The organism is Salmonella sp. WC3 (assembly GCF_042932255.1).
GTDB lineage: Bacteria > Pseudomonadota > Gammaproteobacteria > Enterobacterales > Enterobacteriaceae > Salmonella > Salmonella enterica.
In genome coordinates this window covers 3,012,646-3,031,595 of the sequence record NZ_CP170629.1, presented here as the reverse complement: position 1 = coordinate 3,031,595, position 18,950 = coordinate 3,012,646, and the positions used below count along the sequence as shown (strand labels likewise).

The window sequence follows — 18,950 nt, the reverse complement described above, 5'->3', positions numbered from 1 at the left end:
GTACATAAACATTAAAATCATTGAGTACAAAATACTAAAATGACCATCAGCGACACTAAACTACGCTCCCTCTATGGTAAACCATATTCCGGTCCATCTGAAATTACTGATTCTGATTTAGTACTGTATGGAATTTAGGCCAGGGGCAATCTGGCCGGGATCTCAAAAAATGCATGGACTAAAACGGGTCTATGTACAGAGGGACACAACGCTGTGTCCCTTAATTTCATGCGGGTTGAGGCTGGACTAGGCCCAAGCCAGTGGCAGGATGGATGACAGAACACTCGGGAAATATTTTCTGGCATGACGTTGCATACTATCCGCCACAACGCTGGTACAGGTAAAGGCGCCATGGAGGCCGTGAAAACGGTCGGACCAGTCGGTAAACTGTTCGCTGGACGGGAAGATCGCCGGAGACAGCTCCCAGGCTTTCTGCATCAGCGCCTCCGCATAGCCTCTCAGGGCCGGCGGAGAGTCATGCTCAGTGCCGAAAATGGCGCTGGAGGAATAGCGTGCGAATGCGGTACTGAGACAGAACAGGGTTTCCGCCTGCTTCTGTGGGGTGGCGTCCGTCAGGTGATAAGCACTGAGGATGTGCTGGTAGTGTGCCGGGCTGAGTTTGCCTTCAGGAAGCAAGGGGGCAAAAATGGTGGCCAGACGCGACACTGAGGCATCATCAATCAACTTCACGGTGGAATGTTTCTGGTTCGTGGCGGCAATAAACTGCTGGTTCAGCTCCCCGTGCTCTTCAGTGCTGAGGATGATATCAATCAGCTCCCCAAAGCGTCGCTGCGTGGCCTGCTGATTAAATGCGGCGAGAAACACCGGAAAGTCATGACGGAATAACTCTACCGGAGAGATTTGCGCGGTGGAAACGTTCTCTCCGGCTCGCAGCAGGTAAAAGTTGTCCCATGCAGTGTCAGGAGTAGGGTTTAGCATTGTTAACAGCGTGTCAGTGGAGAGCATCATCGCCGTGTCTGAATCTTGGGAGGAAAGCAGCAGGAAATTATCTGCAGCGCGGGTTGTCCAGTCCGGGCTGCCGTCATAATTGCCGAAGAGCCCATTATGGATGTGGGGAGACACCGCCGGGTGAGCAAGATACTGTTCATAAAGCGCTGCAGCTTTCTGGCGGGTGCCATCAGTGCAGTCCACGCCTGTCATACAGTGTAAAATCACCTGATTAAAGAGTCCGCTGTGAGTGGTCATGGCGGCGCTGTTCCTGTCAAACGAATCCAGCAACACAGGCAGTATGCGCTGCTGATAATATGTGTCAGGAGTCGGCAGGGGAACGTCATTATAGGTCTGGCACTGGTGGGCAAAAAAACGTTCCTGAACAGGCCCGAGCCACTCGCGGATAAGCGCACTTTGCGTATAGGGAGGGTGGGCCAGTACGCTTACCAGCGAACTTTCAACTGGCCGGATACATGCCTCTGTTAAGCGGCCACCCCGCAATGACTTAACCAGGTCTTCCATTGCCTGGACTTTTTCCTGACTGTATTTATCGGGCAGGCTGTCAATGGTCATCAGAATACTTTTACCATTATTGTGCTCATGATTTAAAAATCCATCCACAGCGTTCTCAGTCCAAAGGAGTGGCATTTGCAGCCAGATATCACCTAGACGAATAAAATTTCCGCCCCCTGACACTGACGGAGGTGATGAATTATCCGGTTCATTTAAAATAACGCCAGAGAGGTTGGCTTTGTGACGTATAAGCGTATTTTTTAATGTTGTATCAATAAAAGAGGGCTGTTGTTGTGTAGTAATTGAATACTGTAAAAACACTTCATTCATGTCTGAATTACTAAATTTCGTATTACTGCAGACTACATCACTCAGTGTCGAATAAGTGAATCGGCATTCGTCAAAATGTAAATGAGATATATCAGAATAAGTAAATTTTGAATTTGAAAAGTTGAACCCCTTAATAATATCGCCGTCTCGCTCCATGAAGCTGGGGGGCAATATTTTGCTGAATGTAATATTACGGAAATCTGCGTTTGAAAAATCGCGATCTGCGGCCGTAAGGGTTTCTCCGGCTTTCTGTCGTAAAACTGCATCCGTGAGTTTCTTAGCCCAGTCGGCAGGTGATGACGGGGAAGACGTAGCCTGAAGTGAGAGGGAGGGGGATACTGGTGGTGTTCTACCTTCAGAAACCGTGGGCCTGTTATTGGCTGATACAGAGACTCCACCGGGGAGCGGGGCCGCACCTGTCATTCTGTAATTATAATCACATGTTTGATTTGCAATATGCTTACGCATGAATGCTGCATTCATTTTTGAGACATCTTCTGCTGAAATATTTTTCTTGCCTGCATTATTTGTATCTTTAATATTTTTAACAGTAATCAATGTTTTGTTTAAGGTGTTTTTATCTTTCGGCTGAAAGAAGTCTTTTATTTTTTGTGGTAACGCGAACTCAATCGGTGAGTCCTTTCCTGTTTTAAATTTTTCATTTAAAGATGTATGCGTGTTTTTAACACTGGTTATTTTTGAGGTGAGCCCGTTTTTCGTATGTTCACGAATAGAGGTAATTAATTTTTTAACCTGGTTAGGAATAGTAGAAAAATTAATTGCGCCTGATGATATCTTCATTAGAATTCCTTATCAACATCATTATGGAAAAACGGTCTGGATTTTTAACGCCTTAAAAGTAAGCTTCATATGTCGGTATGGCGATGAAGATCACAATTCACCATGTTATCTGGCAGGTTTCTTTCAGAAAGTGTCCATCCTGTCATCATGTCACCGTATTGTGGGACGCTGACGTATCTGCGGAAAAATCAAGGCATAAGGGAGCGGGTCGGGTAACGAAGCCCGTGTGCACGCAAAAGTAAACCCGCTTCGATGCTCAACCAGCGTTTTTCACCGGCATTCGGGATATCGTCGGCGGACGTTCCGGCGCGTATGAGAAAGAACTGCGTAAAGCGCGTGAAATCGCTTTTCAGGAAATAATCGTTTTCTTTTAAATATTATTACGTGTTATTGGAATTGTATCATTTTTATAATTAACAGCGGGTTGTTTGGTAATTCTGCTGATTATTCAATGACAGTCCATGTGCGTGTTCAGGAAATGTAAAATATTTATAAAATAAAAGGTGTTATCGTGTTGACATGCTCATTTTAACAACTATTTCAAATTGTGATTGAAGCCGACATTTCATAATACAAATTAAATATAATCTTCAGCTATATCTAATAACAGGAGGTTATATGAGCATTAGTCGTCGTTCTTTTTTGCAGGGGGTAGGCATCGGCTGCTCTGCCTGCGCGCTGGGCGCTTTTCCGCCCGGGGCGCTGGCGCGCAACCCGATTGCCGGCATTAACGGTAAAACCACGCTAACGCCAAGCTTGTGCGAAATGTGTTCCTTTCGTTGCCCTATTCAGGCGCAGGTAGTCAATAACAAGACCGTTTTTATCCAGGGCAATCCTTCTGCGCCGCAGCAGGGGACGCGCATATGCGCCAGGGGCGGGAGCGGCGTCAGCCTGGTCAATGACCCGCAACGGATTGTAAAACCTATGAAACGCACCGGGCCACGCGGCGACGGTGAATGGCAGGTGATTAGCTGGCAACAGGCTTACCAGGAAATCGCGGCGAAAATGAATGCCATCAAAGCGCAGCATGGCCCCGAGAGCGTGGCTTTCTCTTCCAAATCGGGCTCGCTCTCTAGCCATCTTTTCCATCTGGCTACGGCCTTTGGTTCGCCTAATACCTTTACGCACGCCTCAACATGCCCTGCCGGGAAAGCCATTGCGGCAAAAGTGATGATGGGCGGCGATCTGGCGATGGATATCGCTAACACGCGCTATCTGGTTTCGTTTGGCCACAATTTGTATGAAGGGATTGAAGTTGCCGATACCCATGAGTTAATGACCGCGCAGGAGAAGGGGGCCAAAATGGTGAGCTTCGATCCGCGTTTGTCGATATTTTCCAGCAAGGCGGATGAGTGGCACGCTATTCGTCCCGGGGGGGGATTTAGCGGTTCTGCTGGCGATGTGCCACGTCATGATTGATGAACAGCTCTACGATGCGTCTTTTGTTGAGCGTTATACCAGCGGATTTGAACAGTTAGCACAGGCGGTAAAAGAGACGACGCCGGAATGGGCCGCCGCGCAGGCCGATGTCCCAGCCGACGTTATTGTCCGGGTGACACGCGAACTGGCCGCCTGCGCGCCTCACGCTATTGTCAGTCCTGGTCATCGCGCGACGTTCTCGCAGGAAGAGATTAATATGCGGCGTATGATTTTTACGCTTAATGTGCTGCTCGGTAATATTGAGCGCGAAGGCGGGCTATATCAGAAAAAAAACGCGTCTGTTTACAATAAACTGGCCGGAGAAAAGGTCGCGCCAACGCTGGCGAAACTCAACATTAAAAATATGCCGAAACCGACGGCGCAACGCATCGATTTGGTCGCACCGCAGTTTAAATATATCGCCGCTGGCGGCGTGGTGCAAAGCATTATTGACGCGGCGTTAACCCAGAAGCCTTACCCGATAAAGGCGTGGATTATGTCGCGGCATAATCCTTTCCAGACCGTCACCTGTCGTTCGGACCTGGTAAAAACCGTTGAGCAACTGGATCTGGTGGTCAGCTGCGATGTCTATTTGAGCGAGAGCGCGGCATATGCCGACTATCTGCTGCCGGAATGCACCTATCTCGAACGGGACGAAGAGGTATCCGATATGTCGGGACTGCACCCGGCTTACGCTCTGCGCCAACAGGTCGTAGAGCCGATTGGCGAGGCGCGTCCGAGTTGGCAAATCTGGAAAGAACTTGGCGAGCAGTTGGGATTAGGGCAGTACTATCCGTGGCAGGATATGCAGACGCGCCAACTCTATCAGTTGAACGGCGACCATGCCTTAGCGAAGGAACTGCGACAGAAAGGGTATCTCGAATGGGGCGTTCCGCTGCTATTACGCGAACCAGAATCCGTTCGTCAGTTTACGGCGCGTTACCCCGGCGCTATCGCGACGGACAGTGACAACACCTATGGCGAACAGCTTCGCTTCAAATCGCCCTCCGGCAAAATCGAACTTTATTCCGCAACCCTGGAGGAATTGCTCCCTAGCTACGGCGTTCCGCGCGTTCGTGACTTTGCGCTGAAAAAAGAGAATGAGCTTTACTTCATTCAGGGCAAGGTGGCCGTGCATACCAATGGCGCGACGCAGTACGTACCTTTACTCAGCGAGCTAATGTGGGATAACGCGGTCTGGGTTCATCCGCAAACGGCGCAAGAAAAAGGCATTAAGACCGGCGATGAGATCTGGCTGGAAAATGCCACGGGTAAAGAGAAAGGTAAGGCGCTGGTGACGCCCGGTATCCGCCCGGACACGCTTTTTGTCTATATGGGATTTGGCGCTAAAGCTGGGGCCAAAACGGCGGCGACGACACACGGTATCCACTGCGGAAATTTACTGCCGCACGTGACGAGTCCGGTATCCAGTACGGTAGTGCATACCGCAGGCGTGACGCTGAGCCGGGCATGAGGGAGGAGGGAACCATGAATCATTTAACGAATCAGTACGTCATGCTGCATGATGAAAAACGTTGTATCGGCTGCCAGGCGTGTACCGTTGCCTGCAAAGTGCTTAATGACGTACCGGAGGGATTTAGCCGCGTACAGGTACAAATTCGCGCCCCTGAACAGGCATCCAACGCACTAACCCATTTTCAATTTGTCCGCGTCTCCTGTCAGCACTGTGAAAATGCGCCATGTGTCAGCGTTTGTCCTACCGGAGCGTCATATCGTGATGAAAACGGGATCGTGCAGGTGGATAAATCGCGCTGTATTGGCTACGATTATTGTGTTGCCGCGTGTCCTTTCCATGTGCGCTATTTGAATCCGCAAACCGGTGTCGCCGACAAGTGTAACTTCTGCGCCGACACGCGGTTGGCGGCTGGCCAGTCTCCGGCGTGCGTATCCGTTTGCCCAACGGACGCGCTGAAATTCGGCAGACTGGATGAGAGCGAGATCCAGCGCTGGGTCGGTCAGAAAGAGGTCTATCGCCAGCAGGAGGCGCGTAGCGGCGCGGTCAGTCTGTACCGTCGTAAAGAAGTCCATCAGGAGGGTAAAGCATGAATACTATCTGGGGAGCGGAACTACATTATGCGCCAGATTATTGGCCGCTGTGGTTAATTTACGCAGGCGTCGTGGTGCTGCTCATGCTTGTTGGGTTGGTTATCCATGCGTTATTGCGCCGGATGCTGGCGCCAAAAACGGCAGGCGGCGAAGAGCATCGTGACTATCTCTACTCGCTGGCGATTCGCCGTTGGCATTGGGGAAATGCGTTACTGTTTGTTTTATTACTGTTAAGCGGTTTATTTGGTCATTTTTCTCTCGGCCCTGTAGCGCTAATGGTACAAGTGCATACCTGGTGTGGTTTTGCCTTACTGGCTTTCTGGGTCGGGTTTGTGCTGATCAACCTCACCACAGGTAACGGGCGTCACTATCGGGTAAATTTTTCCGGACTGGTAACGCGCTGCATACGCCAGACGCGTTTTTACCTTTTTGGCATTATGAAAGGGGAAGCGCATCCGTTCGCGGCAACAGAGCAGAATAAGTTCAATCCACTGCAACAACTGGCATATCTGGCGATTATGTACGCGCTGGTACCGCTGTTAATCATCACCGGTTTGCTGTGTCTCTATCCGCAGGTTGCGGGTCTGGGCCCTGTGATGCTGGTGCTGCATATGGCGCTTGCTATCATCGGCTTACTGTTTATTTGCGCGCATCTCTATCTGTGTACTCTTGGCGACACGCCGGGACAAATTTTCCGTAGCATGGTTGACGGCTATCATCGTCATCGTACCGCGCCGCGCGGGGATAAGTCCGCCGTCTGAGCGTATCCATAAAATAATGTCAGCAAGAAAATGTGCCTTGTGTCACATTTTCTTGCAATTTATCCATGTTTGTTTAACTGAACTTCCGTAAAAAGAACGGCAAATTGAGACCATCCTGAGGACATGCTGTTGAAACGCCGTTTGTTTATTGCCGCTTCTTTATTCGCGATGCACCTTTCTCCTGCGCTTGCGGCCGATGCCGTAAGTTTTGCTCCCCAACCGCCAGCCATTGATGCAGGCGCCTAGGTGTTGATGGATTACACTACGGGACAGGTTCTTACCGCCGGTAATGAACACCAGCAACGTAATCCCGCCAGCCTTACCAAGCTAATGACGGGCTACGTCGTCGATCGCGCCATCGATAGTCATCGTATCAGCCCTGACGATATCGTCACCGTTGGGCGCGACGCCTGGGCGAAGGATAATCCGGTGTTTGTCGGCTCCTCGTTGATGTTTTTAAAAGAAGGAGATCGCGTGTCGGTGCGTGATTTAAGCCGTGGCTTAATCGTGGATTCCGGTAACGATGCCTGTGTGGCGCTGGCGGATTATATCGCGGGCGGGCAGCCGCAGTTTGTGGCGATGATGAACAGCTATGTGAAAAAACTCAATTTACGGGATACCCATTTTGAAACCGTCCACGGTCTGGATGCGCCGGGACAACATAGCTCCGCGTATGACCTGGCCGTACTCTCCCGGGCGATTATTCACGGTGAACCTGAATTTTATCACATGTACAGCGAGAAGAGCCTGACCTGGAACGGCATCACACAGCAGAACCGCAACGGCTTGTTGTGGGATAAGACCATGCATATTGATGGGCTTAAAACCGGACACACATCGGGGGCGGGGTTTAATCTTATCGCATCGGCGGTGGACGGGCAGCGTCGACTTATCGCCGTCGTGATGGGGGCGAAAAGTTCGAAAGGCCGTGAGGAACAGGCGCGAAAACTGTTGCAGTGGGGCCAGCAAAACTTTGCGACGGTGCAGATTTTGCACAGCGGTAAAAAAGTGGGCAGCGAGCTAATCTGGTATGGAGATAAAGAAAAGATTGCGCTGGGTACGGAACAGGACTTCTGGATGGCGCTGCCTAAAGCGGAAATTCCGCATATCAAAGCAAAATATGTGCTGGATAGAAAAGATCTGGAGGCGCCAATCGCCGCTCATCAGCGGGTAGGTGAAATAGAGCTCTACGATCGAGATAAACTGATCGCTCAGTGGCCGCTGGTCACTCTGGAATCGGTGGGTAAAGGCGGTATGTTCTCTCGTCTGAGCGACTATTTTCAGCATAAAGCGTAAGCCGTTGTCACATACCGTTCACCGTCACCTGAAGTGTCAAAAGGGCGGGAGTGCGAGGTTGCTCACAAAATGATCACTCTGTCCTTGTGACCGTAAAATGCCGCAATTATACTGTATATACATACAGCATGATAAAGTAACGGAGGCAGCATGGATTACGAAATCAGGCAGGAACAAAAACGCAAGATAGCCGGCTTCCACATGGTCGGTCCATGGGAACACACCGTGAAGCAGGGTTTTGAACAACTGATGACGTGGGTGGATCGACAGCGGATCGTGCCAGTTGAATGGATTGCCGTCTATTACGACAATCCAGATGTCGTACCTGCGGAAAAACTCCGCTGCGATACCGTGGTGTCCGTGGCAGAGAATTTCATCCTGCCGGACAATAGCGAAGGCGTAATCGTGACCGCCATTGAAGGCGGCGAATATGCCACTGCTGTCGCGCGTGTGGAAGACCGTGACTTTGCGAAGCCGTGGGAACGGTTTTTTGACGTCCTGGAGCAGGATAGCGCTTATCAGATAGCCTCTGCGCCCTGTTTTGAAACCTATCTGAATAACGGCATGGAAGATGGATACTGGGATATTGAAATGTATATTCCAGTACAGCGGAAGTGATCGACTGGTTTCCTGTCTGAAAAGAGCGGACGGATAATGTGTTCCGTCCGCCAGTGCGCTATTTTTGCTATAAAGCAGGTACAATGCATTTTTTGCCATTCCCGTAAGGAGCGCAAGCGTGCGTGCCGATAAGTCATTAAGCCCTTTTGAAATACGGTTGTACCGTCATTATCGCATCGTGCATGGCATACGTATCGCCCTGGCGTTCATTCTTACCTTTCTGCTGGTTCGTCTGTTTTCTATTCCCGAGGGCACATGGCCGCTAATCACGTTAGTGGTGATTATGGGGCCCATCTCATTCTGGGGAAATGTAGTGCCTCGTGCTTTTGAGCGCATAGGCGGTACGATCCTGGGCGCGGCGTTAGGGCTGGTGGCGTTACGCCTGGAGCTCTTTTCCTTACCGCTGATGCTGGTGTGGTGTGCGATAGCGATGTTTTTGTGCGGCTGGCTGGCCTTAGGGAAAAAACCGTATCAGGCGCTACTGATAGGCATAACGCTTGCCGTTGTTGTCGGCGCTCCCGCTGGTGATATGGATACGGCATTATGGCGTGGCGGGGATGTGATTTTGGGGTCGCTACTGGCAATGTTGTTTACCGGCATCTGGCCCCAGCGCGCCTTTTTGCACTGGCGCATCCAACTGGCTCATTGCGTCACGGCGTATAATCGGGTGTATCAGGCAGCGCTGTCGCCGAATTTGCTGGAGCGCCCCCGGTTGGATAAACATTTGCAACGGTTGCTGAACGATGTCGTCAAAATGCGCGGGCTGATAACGCCTGCCAGTAAAGAAACCCGGATACAAAAATCTATTTTCGAGGCCATTCAGACCATCAACCGCAACCTGGTTTGTATGCTTGAATTACAAATCAATGCCCACTGGGCGACGCGCGCCAGCCATTTTGTGATGCTTAACGCGCACACATTGCGTGAAACCCAGCAGATGACGCAGCAAACCTTGCTAACGATCGCCCACGCGTTGTTTGAAGGCAACCCGCAGCCGGTACTGGCAAACACCGGTAAACTGAATGATATTGCTGCCGAGTTGCGGCAGCTAATGAACGAGCAGCAGGGCGACGCGGTGGCTGAAACCCCCATCCACGGCTATGTTTGGCTAAGTATGGAAACTGCCCGACAGTTGGAACTGCTTTCACATTTGATCTGCCGGGCTTTGCGCAAATAAAAAGCAGATGGGGTGAATGAATTTGTTGCTGCTTCGATTCAGCAAAGATTAAGAGTATGATACTAATATAAGGATAAAATGAGTGCTACTGGCAACGATTTTATCCCCGAACCTTCAGGTTTCCCCAGACGGCGACGTAACGGTGTTTCCTCTGGCGGCTTGAAGTATGACGGGGATAAACGTAATGTTTATCCACTAGCAGTTGCTTAACGAATCCGAATCTCACATTATCAGGGGTGTAAAAATGGAAACAACCAAGCCTTCTTTCCAGGACGTGCTGGAGTTTGTTCGTCTGTTCCGTCGTAAAAATAAACTGCAGCGTGAAATTCAGGACATTGAGAAGAAGATCCGTGACAACCAGAAGCGTGTGCTGCTGCTGGACAACCTGAGCGACTACATCAAGCCAGGTATGAGCGTTGAGGCGATTCAGGGTATCATCGCCAGCATGAAAAGCGACTATGAAGATCGCGTTGATGATTACATCATTAAAAATGCCGAAATCTCCAAAGAGCGTCGCGACATTTCCAAAAAGCTGAAAGCGATGGGCGAAATGAAACACGCCGATGTAAAAGCTGAATAATGCGCTACGGCAGTGGGAGCGTATATCAGGCTCTCACTGCAGTTTGACCCCGCCAGTGACCATCTTGAGTAAATGTTGTTTTGGCCAGTGTCGGGTAAGTTTTTTCTCTGCCAGCTTATCTTTCAGACGCGCAATATCATGACGTTTCCGGTCCAGCATCAGACCCACCACGCTACCGCTATGCGCCACGTTCAATCCGTATAAATCACACTCTTCGACCAGCGATAGCAGGGCGGTAAAGCCCGGCTTAGGTAACAGCGTCTGGCTGGCGATAGCGCTAAGCGTAGCCGCCTCACCCAGTCGGAGCGGATTTTGTGTTATACAGGCTTCCTGCACCAGATTCCAGGCCTGCTGCAAGGTTGGTGAACTTGCTATTAATTTCTGCTGGCGAGGGAGACGGTGGTAATCTTGCGTGCGCAGTGTGACCGGGCTTTCCAGTACCAGCAAATCGATTGGCGGCGGTGGCTCGCAGGCGATTTGCGTGGCCGCATTATTATGATCAAACAGCGTTAACTGATGAAAAACGGTGCTATCAGTGGGTTCGATTGAGACGCAAAGCTGTGCAAGGGTGGTTTCATCCAGCGAATGGCCAAGATGATGCGCCGTTGCCACCGCCGTAGCGGCAATATCTGCGGTGCTGCTGGCCATGCCTTTGGCAACGGGAATTGACGAACGCACATCGACGCGAATCTCGTTACTCCAGTGCGCAGGATACTGCCAGTGCGCCAGAACTCGCTCCACCATCGCCCGCGACAATGGACGCTCGTTTACCAACGGCGGCGCAGCCGTGACTGCTACGGTGCTGTACCAGTCAACGGGGCAGGAGACCAGTTTCTCACTGCCCAGAATCCATCCCTGGATAAGTTCCCCGCATGAGGCGGGGCATTGCGCAACAGCCACGTTATCACCTTTCAGGTACGAATAGTGTGCGCGCATAGTGTCATGGTAAAAGCGTTATTACCATGACTTGCCGCAATGCGTCGTATAAACCTCTCAGGCTGGTACACAAAGCCCTTCCGTGGCCGGTAGCGCAATGCGCATAACGTCTTGTGCGATCATTAACTCTTCGTTGGTGTTGATGACAGCGACTTTCACCAGGGCGTTCTCCGTCTGGATAAATGTTGCATTACGCTGATTTTTCTCTTCATCAACGGCTAAGCCTAAAAATTGCAAATTATGGCACACCGCCGATCTGGCGCGCGCTGAGTTCTCGCCAATGCCCCCAGTGAATACCAGCGCATCCAGTCCTCCCATTTGCATAATATAGCTGCCAATGGTGGCGCGAATGCGTTCGGCAAACAGAGTGAGAGCGAGTTTAGCCTGCCGGTTACCGGTATTGGCTGCCTGTTCGACATCGCGGTAATCAGACGACACGCCAGAAACGCCCAGCAAGCCTGACTCATTATTTAATAACTGATTCAACTGTTGCGGCGTTTTGCTTTCGCGCTGGGCGATCCACGGCAGAATAGAGGGATCAATATCTCCGCTACGGGTGCCCATCATCACGCCTGACTGTGGCGTAAAGCCCATCGACGTATTGACCGAACGCCCGTTCTTGATGGCGCAGACGCTGCTACCGTTTCCAAGATGACAACAAATCACCCGTAATGCACTGAGTGGTACGCCCAGCTTTTCCGCCAGAACGCCGCTGACATACTTATGGCTAGTGCCATGAAAGCCATAACGGCGAATCCCCAGTTCAGCATAATAATGCCAGGGAAGCGGGTAAATATAGGCGGGTTCATCCAGCGTCTGGTGAAATGCCGTATCAAACACGGCTACGGAAGGAGCATCAGGCAACAGTTGACGGAAAATGTGAATACCCAACGCGTTTACCGGGTTGTGAAGCGGGGCCAGTTCAGCAAGACGTTCGATTTGCGCTAACGTTTCATCCGTGACCAGCGTCGAGTCTTTAAAAAACTCACCGCCGTGCGCCACACGATGGCCCACCCCGTCAATGTCCCGCAGACTGTTAATGATTTGATAACCCAGCAGCTTTTCCAGAAGCAGCGTTACCGCATCGCGATGATCGGCAACGGGGACGGTTTCCTGCCATTTTTGGCTGTGCGTCTTAATTGTCACCTGCGCATCCGCCATACCGATACGCTCAATCAGCCCCTGGCAGAGCATGTCGCCCTGCGGCATCTCCAGCAGCTGGAATTTTAACGATGAGCTGCCGGCGTTAATGGCCATTATTTTGTAAGACATAAAGGTTCCTTCGAATTCAGAAAATCCAGCACGGCGTCGAGACCCGAATTATTCAGCGCGCTGGTAATAAAAATCTGCTGTGCGCCAGCCTGCGTAAGCCATTCCGCAACCAGCGAAATACGCTGCGGGTCGGCGAGATCGGCCTTGGTGACCAGGCCAATCGTCGGGCGGTTCATCGGGGCGGTAAACCCCGGAGAAAAGGGCGACCACTGGGCGTCGGCGTTCAGCACCAGGGCGATAACGTCGGCCTCGCAGGCGCTGGTCAGCAGGGCGCTATACAGGCAGCGGTTCTCCAGGTATTCGCCCGGCGTGTCGATAGCCATCGGCGACCATTCAATGGCCTGGGTTTTCTTATAATGGAGCGCTTCGCCACGCAGGCTTTGGGTCAGCGAGGTTTTGCCGCACTGGCTGGGGCCGATAAACATCAGACGCTTCATTGGATTACGTCCGGGTGATCGAGCAGGTGGTGAACTGCATCATCTTGCCCAGGGTGCGCGTCACCTGCTTGAGGGCATATTCCACGGCGGAAACATCGCCGGTCAGCACCACCGCGCCGGTAAAGCGGTCAAGAAAACCAATCTCCACCGCGCCGGATTTGGTAGCAATATCGCAGGCAATAATAGATGCTTCGCTCGGCGTGATGGTAAGGATGCCAATGGCGGACACCGCATCCTGCAGGCCCAGCTTCTTAAATAAATCTTTCCCCGGATTGGCAATCAGGTGCGCGAGAGTGACCTGTTTCCCCGGCACGTATTCCTGAATCATGCGATCCGTTGTCGGTTGTCTTTCCATTATCCCTCCACCATCTGTCGCCACATGGCTTCATGCGGGCGTGGGATCACCGAACGGTAAACCAACAACCCTTTCTCGCCCGCGCTTTCGCTGGCAACCGTCACGGCGTTATTGACGTCAGAAACGTCGCCCGCCACCACCATGTAGCATTTACCGCCGATACCGAAGGCCATATGCACCCGCACCAGGGTGACGTTTGAGCCTTTCACCGCCCGGTCTGCGGCGCTAATGCAGGCCGCTACGCTCCAGGTTTCGACGATACCTACCGCCTGGCGCTTATCGACGCTGTTCAGGCCGCTGATGGCCGGAAGTACGCTGGGATGAATATTCGCCAGCACCAGGCTGTCGACGAGCATCTCGCCGGCCTGCGACGTACCGGTTTCAATAGCCTGCTGGACAGCGCCAATATCGCCGCCAAGCATCAGTAAAAACTTCCCCGGGCAGATGGTCTTGCTGACCAGCAGATTAACGTTGGCGCTTTTCAGCATGGCATCGCCGAGTTCCATCCCTTTGGCGATGCTGGTGAGTTCTAAAATTCCTATAGCCTGAGACATGGTTAACCTCTTACAACCGTGATGGCCTGTTCGCTGATGGCCGAAACAATGCCGTCGATGCTGGCGTGAACGGGGGCGCCGAGCGCGCCAGGCGGGACATCGGCAACGCATTGCCCGCGCGTCACGCGCTCGCCGACGGCAACAGTCGGTACTGCGCTGGCACCAATATGCTGGCGCAGCTGCAAAGTGACTTTTTCTACTGACGGCTCTTCTTCAACCAGCGGCGCTTCCTGGGACCAGGGGCTTAGTCCCAGTTTGGCGATCAGCCGCTTCACCGGCACCAGGCGATATTTCGCCATTTCGTCGGACGGATTCAGCGGCCCTTCGTAGCGCTGGTTTTGCTCCCGTAGCTCGCGTTTTAACATGCGGTTGATGCGCATCGGCGAGATCCCCACCGGACAGGCCACGCTTTCGCAAACGTTGCATTCCGAGCAGGTAAGGGCGCTCAGCAGCAGCTGCGGCGTGGCAGCCTGGTGAAAGTTCACCGCCCGCACCAGCAGGTGCGGAGAGAGTTCGTGGCCGATCAGGTGTCGCGGACAGAGATCGGTACACAGTCGGCACTGTTCGCAGACGGTGCGCGCGACGGAAAGCACCGTGCGCTCGTCCTGCATTCTCCGCTGGATAAGCGGATGGCTTTTGGGGAGCACCAGCAGGCCGCCGGTAGTTTTCGTCACCGGATTATCAAGAGAGGTAATCAGGCCACCCATCATCGGGCCGCCGTTAATAAAACTAGGGTCGTCGACCGTTGCGCCGCCCGCCAGCGCCAGTACTTCCCGCAGCGACATGCCGATGGGAACAGTAACGGTCAACGGTCTGGCGACCGCGCCGTTCACGGTCAACGTGCGACGAGTGACCGGAAACTGCTGCTCGACCGCCCGGGCAATATTGAGCACCGTTTGCACGTTATTGACGGCCACGCCGACGCTGGCAGGCAACGCGGCAGGGGCGACCCGACGACCGGTTGCCATCCAGATAGTCAGCACCTCATCGCCCGCCGGATAAACATCCGGCAGAATATGCAGGCGGATACCGGCGGGCAGTAGCGGGGTAAGGGCGTCGATGGCCCGGCGGTATTTTTCTTTCAGGGCAATCACCCCTTCGCGCGCGCCGGTCGCCGTCATGGCGTACTGTACGCCGCGGACAAGACGCGCGGCCTGCTGCCACATTAGCTGCTGGTCAACCTTGAGCATCGGTTCACACTCGGCGGCGTTCACCAGAAAAATCTCTACCTGCGCCTGTAGTTTGACGTGAGCGGGAAAACCTGCGCCGCCCGCACCGACAACGCCCGCTGCGCGGACGTGCTCACGAATTTCATCGGCGCTAAGGGACATTTCAACGCTGTTGATGGCGGTGCTCATAGCAGTTCCTCCAGCAGTTCACGAATTTCTTCGGCGCTGGCCGGGCGCGGGTTGGTGCGCAGCGTAACGTCCGCCAGCGCGGCCTGCACCATCGCCGGAATGCGTGCGGAAAAGTTGGATCTTCCTTCTTTAAGCGCAACGGCCAGTGAGGGAAGGGCGCAGCGTTGCTTAAGCAGTTCGATTTGCTGAATCAGCGCATTGATCGCCGCGATATCATTGGCTTCTGCCGGGCAAAAACCGCAGGCTTTGGCCAGCCGCGCGTAGCGTTTGGCGGCGCGCGGAACGCCGGCGTTAAAACGGATAACCGTGGTTAACAGCAGGGCGTTGGCCAGGCCATGCGGCAGATGAAACTGCCCGCCAAGCTGGTGGGCTATCGCGTGGTTAAGCCCCAGCCCCGCCTGGCTGAAGGCCATCCCGGCGAGCGTTGAGGCATTGTGCATTTTCCCGCGCGTCGCCACGCAGTCGCCTTTTTCCACCGCCGTGGGCAGATACTGGAACACCAGTTTGGCGGCTTTTTCCGCCAGCGCGTCGGTAAAGTCGCTGGCGCGCGGTGACACCCAGGCCTCCAGGGCGTGGGTCAGCACGTCCATGCCGGTGTTGGCGGTAATCTGCGGCGGTACGCTGACCACCAGCTCCGGGTCGAGGATCGCCATATCCGGATACAGCGCATTGTTGAACAGCGGATACTTGATGCCTTTATCCGGGTCGCTAATTACGCAGGCGCTGGTCACTTCCGAGCCGGTGCCGCTGGTGGTCGGGATCGCCACGCAGGTTTCGATGTTGATCCCGCTCTGCTGGCTAAACCAGACAATCGCTTTCGCCGCGTCCATTGCCGAGCCGCCGCCAAAACCGATCACCACCTGCGGTTGCAGAGCCTGCATTTGCGCAATGCCCTGAACCACTGTGTGGATGGTGGGGGCCGGCGTTATCTCGCTAAATACGCTGATGCGGTTATCTGCGGGCAGCGCGTTACGCAGGGTATCCAGCAGCGGAGAGCGCGCCAGAAAGCCATCGCAGATTATCCAGATGTGCTTATTGGTAAAGCGCTTGAGCACCGCCAGGCTGCCCTGACCGCTGTACAACCGCGTTTGTAGTGAGAAGGTATTCATCGCGACCTCAGTTAGCGAATAGAAAAGCCGTTGGTCAGTACGCAGCGCCGGGAACGGGCAAAAGTACGCGCTGACGTGGTCCCTTCACCGGTTGGTGTGGCGATAGTGAAGGTGGTAAAGCCTTCGCCGCCGACGCCGATCCCGGCATAAGAGGGGCCGTTTTTGACGAATATCGAGGTTTGCAGCGTGCGGGCCGCGAGGTTCAGGCGTGACACGTTCTGCGAGTGCATAATGGCGGTATGATGCAGCCCCTCTTCAACCTTCAGGGCCAGCGCCAGCGCGCTATCGAAATCGCTGACTTTTACCACTGGCAGCATCGGCATCAACTGTTCGCTGGTGACCCACGGATCGTCAGCGTTAACCAGCGCAATCAGCAGACGCGGCGCTTTTGCAGGGACAGCGATCCCGGCGGCTTCCAGCATGGCCGATGGGCTCTTGCCGACCAGTTTTTTATTCGCCTGGCCTTCAGGCAGGCAGACGGCGCGGAGTTTGTCGGTATCGGCAGGGCTTAACAGCAGCGCGCCGAAGGTTTGCATTTGCTGCACCAGACGTTCGGCGACACTCTCCACTACGATCAGGCTCTTCTCGGCAATGCAGGGCAGGTTGTAATCGAATGACGCGCCGTTAATGATATCTTCCGCCGCTTTCACCAGGTCCGCCGTTTCATCAACGATGCAGGGCGGGTTACCCGCGCCAGCGCCAATCACCTTCTTACCGCTCTTCATGCCCATTGCCACAATGCCCGGGCCGCCGGTAATGGCCAGTACTGCGATTCGCGGGTGGGCCATCATCTGCTGGGTCGCTTCGAAGGTGGGTTCCGCCACGGTCACCACCAGATTGCGGATGCCGCAGCAGCGGAAGGCAATCTCTTCAATCAGGCTAATCAGCTTCAGAGAGACCTTTTTCGCTCCCGGATGCGGGCTAAAGTAGATACTGTTGCCCGCCGCCAGCATGCTGATACTGTTGTTGATGATGGTTTCCGTCGGGTTGGTGCTTGGGGCGACCGAACCGATAACGCCAAACGGTGAGTATTCAAACAGCACCATGCCGCCGTCGCCGGTCAGCGCGGTGGTGGTGAGATCTTCTACGCCCGGCGTGTTGTCCAGCGCAGCCTTGTTTTTGAGAAATTTATCTTCTTTGTTGCCCATCCCCGTTTCATTGGCGCTCTCTTCCGCCAGGGGCGCCAGCAGCGGCGTCAGCTCCTGACGCATCGCGCTGATAATGGCGCTGCGGGTTTTTAGCGGGCACTGCTGATAACGTAAGAACGCCTGGTGCGCGGCGTCGATGGCCTCGCTCACGGACTGGAAAATCCCTTTGCCCTGAGGCTGGACCGGCGTTTGCGCCGGCGTGGTTAATTGCTCGCTAAGAATGGTGCGAATCAGGGTTTCGAGTTCAGAAGTATTCATTGATGAGTTCCCACGTTAATAGCCGCGATGGCGGTCTGTGCTATGTCCATGTCCTGCTCAACGCTGCCGCCGCTGATGCCAAGACCCCCAATTAATATGCCGTCGCGCCACAGGGCGTAACCGCCGCCAAAGGTGACCACTTTTCCCTGTAAATGACTTTCCAGACCGTAAAGCGCGGCGCCCGGCTGAACGACATCGCTCAGCTCATGGGTCGCCGTTTTCATCGCCACTGCGGTCCAGGCCTTTTTCGGCGCCAGCTCGCTGCTGACCAGCAGGGCGTCCGGCATCCGCCAGGTCACAGTTTCCGTGCCGTGCGCGTCAACGATGCTGACGACTACCGGAACCTGCAGTTGCTGCGCGCGTTCAACGGCGGCGCGGGTGAGCTGGTGCAGATCGTGGAATGAGAGGGCCACGGGCGTTGTCTCCTTGCTGCGGGTCGGCTGGCTGGCAGCCAGATAGCGCTTGCTAACTTCGCGGATGATGTTGGCCTGGTGCGCATCGCTATCTTCCGCGCGGGCCAGGGCGTACAGGCAGTCCGATAAGCGGTTGATGTAGCGCATCAGCACCTGGCGTACGTTGACTTCAGTTGCCAGTTCAACCAGACGGCGTTCGGCGCGGCGCGCCAGCGTGCGGGCAAAATGTAAGCGGCTCGCGGCTTCGCAGCGTCCGGGTAAAATAAAGCTGTGCAGCGGTTCGACGCGGGCCATTGCCCGATCGATAGCGGCTTCCAGGGCCGAAATCTCTTCGCTGCTGATGTAGCGCTGTTTGGGCGACGGCTGCTCGCTGTCGCTGGCCAGCTCTGCGCTAAACCAAAAAAGTTGCTGCTGGATGGCCTCGAGTAAGGTGCGGTGATTTTCATCCGCAGCGGCGCAGGCGCACAGGCTCAGCGCGGCGTTCAGCTCATCCAGCGTGCCGTAGGCTTCAACCCGCGGGTGGGTTTTGCTCACCCGCTGGCCGGTAAACAGTGATGTGGTGCCAGCGTCACCTGTTCGGGTATAAATCGCCATAAC

At 53.9% G+C, this 18,950-nt stretch carries 15 protein-coding genes and 4 pseudogenes; 9 read left to right on the top strand and 10 right to left on the bottom strand.

What is annotated here, in order from left to right; genetic code table 11:
* Positions 1-39 precede the first annotated feature (39 nt).
* A pseudogene (locus ACFK9X_RS14975) lies at positions 40-117 on the top strand (hypothetical protein); the annotation flags it as partial.
* Positions 118-246: 129 nt separating this feature from the next.
* Here the strand turns inward: ACFK9X_RS14975 and sopA are convergent.
* A complete protein-coding gene (gene sopA, locus ACFK9X_RS14970) occupies positions 247-2,595 on the bottom strand; it encodes an SPI-1 type III secretion system effector HECT-type E3 ubiquitin transferase SopA (RefSeq protein WP_023210270.1) in 2,349 nt (782 codons plus the stop codon).
* Positions 2,596-2,861: 266 nt separating this feature from the next.
* Here sopA and ACFK9X_RS14965 point away from each other — a divergent pair.
* From ACFK9X_RS14965 to ACFK9X_RS14930, 8 genes and pseudogenes are all read left to right on the top strand, one after another.
* A pseudogene (locus ACFK9X_RS14965) lies at positions 2,862-2,954 on the top strand (heavy metal-binding domain-containing protein); the annotation flags it as partial.
* 259 nt (positions 2,955-3,213) lie between these two features.
* A pseudogene (gene phsA, locus ACFK9X_RS14960) lies at positions 3,214-5,488 on the top strand (thiosulfate reductase PhsA).
* A gap of 14 nt (positions 5,489-5,502) precedes the next feature.
* Positions 5,503-6,081 (top strand): thiosulfate reductase electron transport protein PhsB, encoded by a 579-nt coding sequence (phsB, locus tag ACFK9X_RS14955; RefSeq protein WP_151116874.1) that lies wholly within the window; start codon positions 5,503-5,505, stop codon positions 6,079-6,081.
* Complete coding sequence (gene phsC, locus ACFK9X_RS14950) at positions 6,078-6,842, top strand: thiosulfate reductase cytochrome B subunit (protein ID WP_001092553.1); 765 nt, start codon at positions 6,078-6,080, stop codon at positions 6,840-6,842. The genes phsB and phsC overlap by 4 nt, the downstream gene beginning before the upstream one ends.
* Before the next feature lie 123 nt (positions 6,843-6,965).
* A pseudogene (gene dacD, locus ACFK9X_RS14945) lies at positions 6,966-8,138 on the top strand (serine-type D-Ala-D-Ala carboxypeptidase DacD).
* Positions 8,139-8,288: 150 nt separating this feature from the next.
* On the top strand, positions 8,289-8,756 hold the full coding sequence (sbmC, locus tag ACFK9X_RS14940; protein WP_000384326.1) for a DNA gyrase inhibitor SbmC: 468 nt from the start codon (positions 8,289-8,291) through the stop codon (positions 8,754-8,756).
* A 118-nt stretch (positions 8,757-8,874) separates the two neighbouring features.
* Positions 8,875-9,933 (top strand): FUSC family protein, encoded by a 1,059-nt coding sequence (locus ACFK9X_RS14935; protein ID WP_001200854.1) that lies wholly within the window; start codon positions 8,875-8,877, stop codon positions 9,931-9,933.
* A gap of 244 nt (positions 9,934-10,177) precedes the next feature.
* Positions 10,178-10,513, top strand: coding sequence for a DUF496 family protein (locus ACFK9X_RS14930; protein ID WP_000450405.1), 336 nt, complete (start codon positions 10,178-10,180; stop codon positions 10,511-10,513).
* A 33-nt stretch (positions 10,514-10,546) separates the two neighbouring features.
* Here ACFK9X_RS14930 and pduX read toward each other — a convergent pair whose 3' ends face one another.
* The 9 genes from pduX to pduO form a co-directional block, all read right to left on the bottom strand.
* Positions 10,547-11,413, bottom strand: a complete 867-nt coding sequence (pduX, locus tag ACFK9X_RS14925; RefSeq protein ID WP_038390105.1) for an L-threonine kinase PduX — start codon at positions 11,411-11,413, stop codon at positions 10,547-10,549.
* A 93-nt stretch (positions 11,414-11,506) separates the two neighbouring features.
* The gene (gene pduW / locus ACFK9X_RS14920) at positions 11,507-12,721 is read right to left on the bottom strand and encodes a propanediol utilization propionate kinase PduW (RefSeq protein ID WP_021000477.1); all 1,215 of its coding nucleotides are present in this window, start codon (positions 12,719-12,721) and stop codon (positions 11,507-11,509) included.
* Complete coding sequence (gene pduV, locus ACFK9X_RS14915; RefSeq protein WP_000826271.1) at positions 12,706-13,158, bottom strand: propanediol utilization protein PduV; 453 nt, start codon at positions 13,156-13,158, stop codon at positions 12,706-12,708. The genes pduW and pduV overlap by 16 nt, the downstream gene beginning before the upstream one ends.
* A gap of 4 nt (positions 13,159-13,162) precedes the next feature.
* Positions 13,163-13,513 carry a propanediol utilization microcompartment protein PduU gene (gene pduU, locus ACFK9X_RS14910; protein WP_151116872.1) on the bottom strand — a complete coding sequence of 117 codons (351 nt, stop codon included), beginning with the start codon at positions 13,511-13,513 and terminating at the stop codon, positions 13,163-13,165.
* Positions 13,513-14,067, bottom strand: a complete 555-nt coding sequence (gene pduT / locus ACFK9X_RS14905) for a propanediol utilization microcompartment protein PduT (protein WP_000075778.1) — start codon at positions 14,065-14,067, stop codon at positions 13,513-13,515. The genes pduU and pduT overlap by 1 nt, the downstream gene beginning before the upstream one ends.
* Positions 14,068-14,069: 2 nt before the next feature.
* Positions 14,070-15,425: a cobalamin reductase PduS gene (pduS, locus tag ACFK9X_RS14900; RefSeq protein ID WP_151116870.1), complete on the bottom strand. Its 1,356-nt coding sequence runs from the start codon at positions 15,423-15,425 to the stop codon at positions 14,070-14,072.
* Entirely contained in the window at positions 15,422-16,534 is a 1,113-nt protein-coding gene (gene pduQ / locus ACFK9X_RS14895; protein WP_001677377.1) for a 1-propanol dehydrogenase PduQ, read from the bottom strand. Before pduQ ends, pduS begins: the two co-directional genes overlap by 4 nt.
* Before the next feature lie 11 nt (positions 16,535-16,545).
* Positions 16,546-17,940 carry a CoA-acylating propionaldehyde dehydrogenase PduP gene (gene pduP, locus ACFK9X_RS14890; protein WP_001097680.1) on the bottom strand — a complete coding sequence of 465 codons (1,395 nt, stop codon included), beginning with the start codon at positions 17,938-17,940 and terminating at the stop codon, positions 16,546-16,548.
* Entirely contained in the window at positions 17,937-18,947 is a 1,011-nt protein-coding gene (pduO, locus tag ACFK9X_RS14885; protein ID WP_001029486.1) for a two-domain cob(I)yrinic acid a,c-diamide adenosyltransferase PduO, read from the bottom strand. Before pduO ends, pduP begins: the two co-directional genes overlap by 4 nt.
* Positions 18,948-18,950: the final 3 nt, after the last annotated feature.

What these genes read in the sequence shown, in the direction of transcription:
- sopA (WP_023210270.1), bottom strand. Translation starts at nt 2,595, where the DNA reads ATGAAGATATCATCAGGCGCAATTAATTTTTCTACTATTCCTAACCAG.
- phsB (WP_151116874.1), top strand. Translation starts at nt 5,503, where the DNA reads ATGAATCATTTAACGAATCAGTACGTCATGCTGCATGATGAAAAACGT.
- phsC (WP_001092553.1), top strand. Translation starts at nt 6,078, where the DNA reads ATGAATACTATCTGGGGAGCGGAACTACATTATGCGCCAGATTATTGG.
- sbmC (WP_000384326.1), top strand. Translation starts at nt 8,289, where the DNA reads ATGGATTACGAAATCAGGCAGGAACAAAAACGCAAGATAGCCGGCTTC.
- ACFK9X_RS14930 (WP_000450405.1), top strand. Translation starts at nt 10,178, where the DNA reads ATGGAAACAACCAAGCCTTCTTTCCAGGACGTGCTGGAGTTTGTTCGT.
- pduW (WP_021000477.1), bottom strand. Translation starts at nt 12,721, where the DNA reads ATGTCTTACAAAATAATGGCCATTAACGCCGGCAGCTCATCGTTAAAA.
- pduV (WP_000826271.1), bottom strand. Translation starts at nt 13,158, where the DNA reads ATGAAGCGTCTGATGTTTATCGGCCCCAGCCAGTGCGGCAAAACCTCG.
- pduU (WP_151116872.1), bottom strand. Translation starts at nt 13,513, where the DNA reads ATGGAAAGACAACCGACAACGGATCGCATGATTCAGGAATACGTGCCG.
- pduT (WP_000075778.1), bottom strand. Translation starts at nt 14,067, where the DNA reads ATGTCTCAGGCTATAGGAATTTTAGAACTCACCAGCATCGCCAAAGGG.
- pduS (WP_151116870.1), bottom strand. Translation starts at nt 15,425, where the DNA reads ATGAGCACCGCCATCAACAGCGTTGAAATGTCCCTTAGCGCCGATGAA.
- pduQ (WP_001677377.1), bottom strand. Translation starts at nt 16,534, where the DNA reads ATGAATACCTTCTCACTACAAACGCGGTTGTACAGCGGTCAGGGCAGC.
- pduP (WP_001097680.1), bottom strand. Translation starts at nt 17,940, where the DNA reads ATGAATACTTCTGAACTCGAAACCCTGATTCGCACCATTCTTAGCGAG.
- pduO (WP_001029486.1), bottom strand. Translation starts at nt 18,947, where the DNA reads ATGGCGATTTATACCCGAACAGGTGACGCTGGCACCACATCACTGTTT.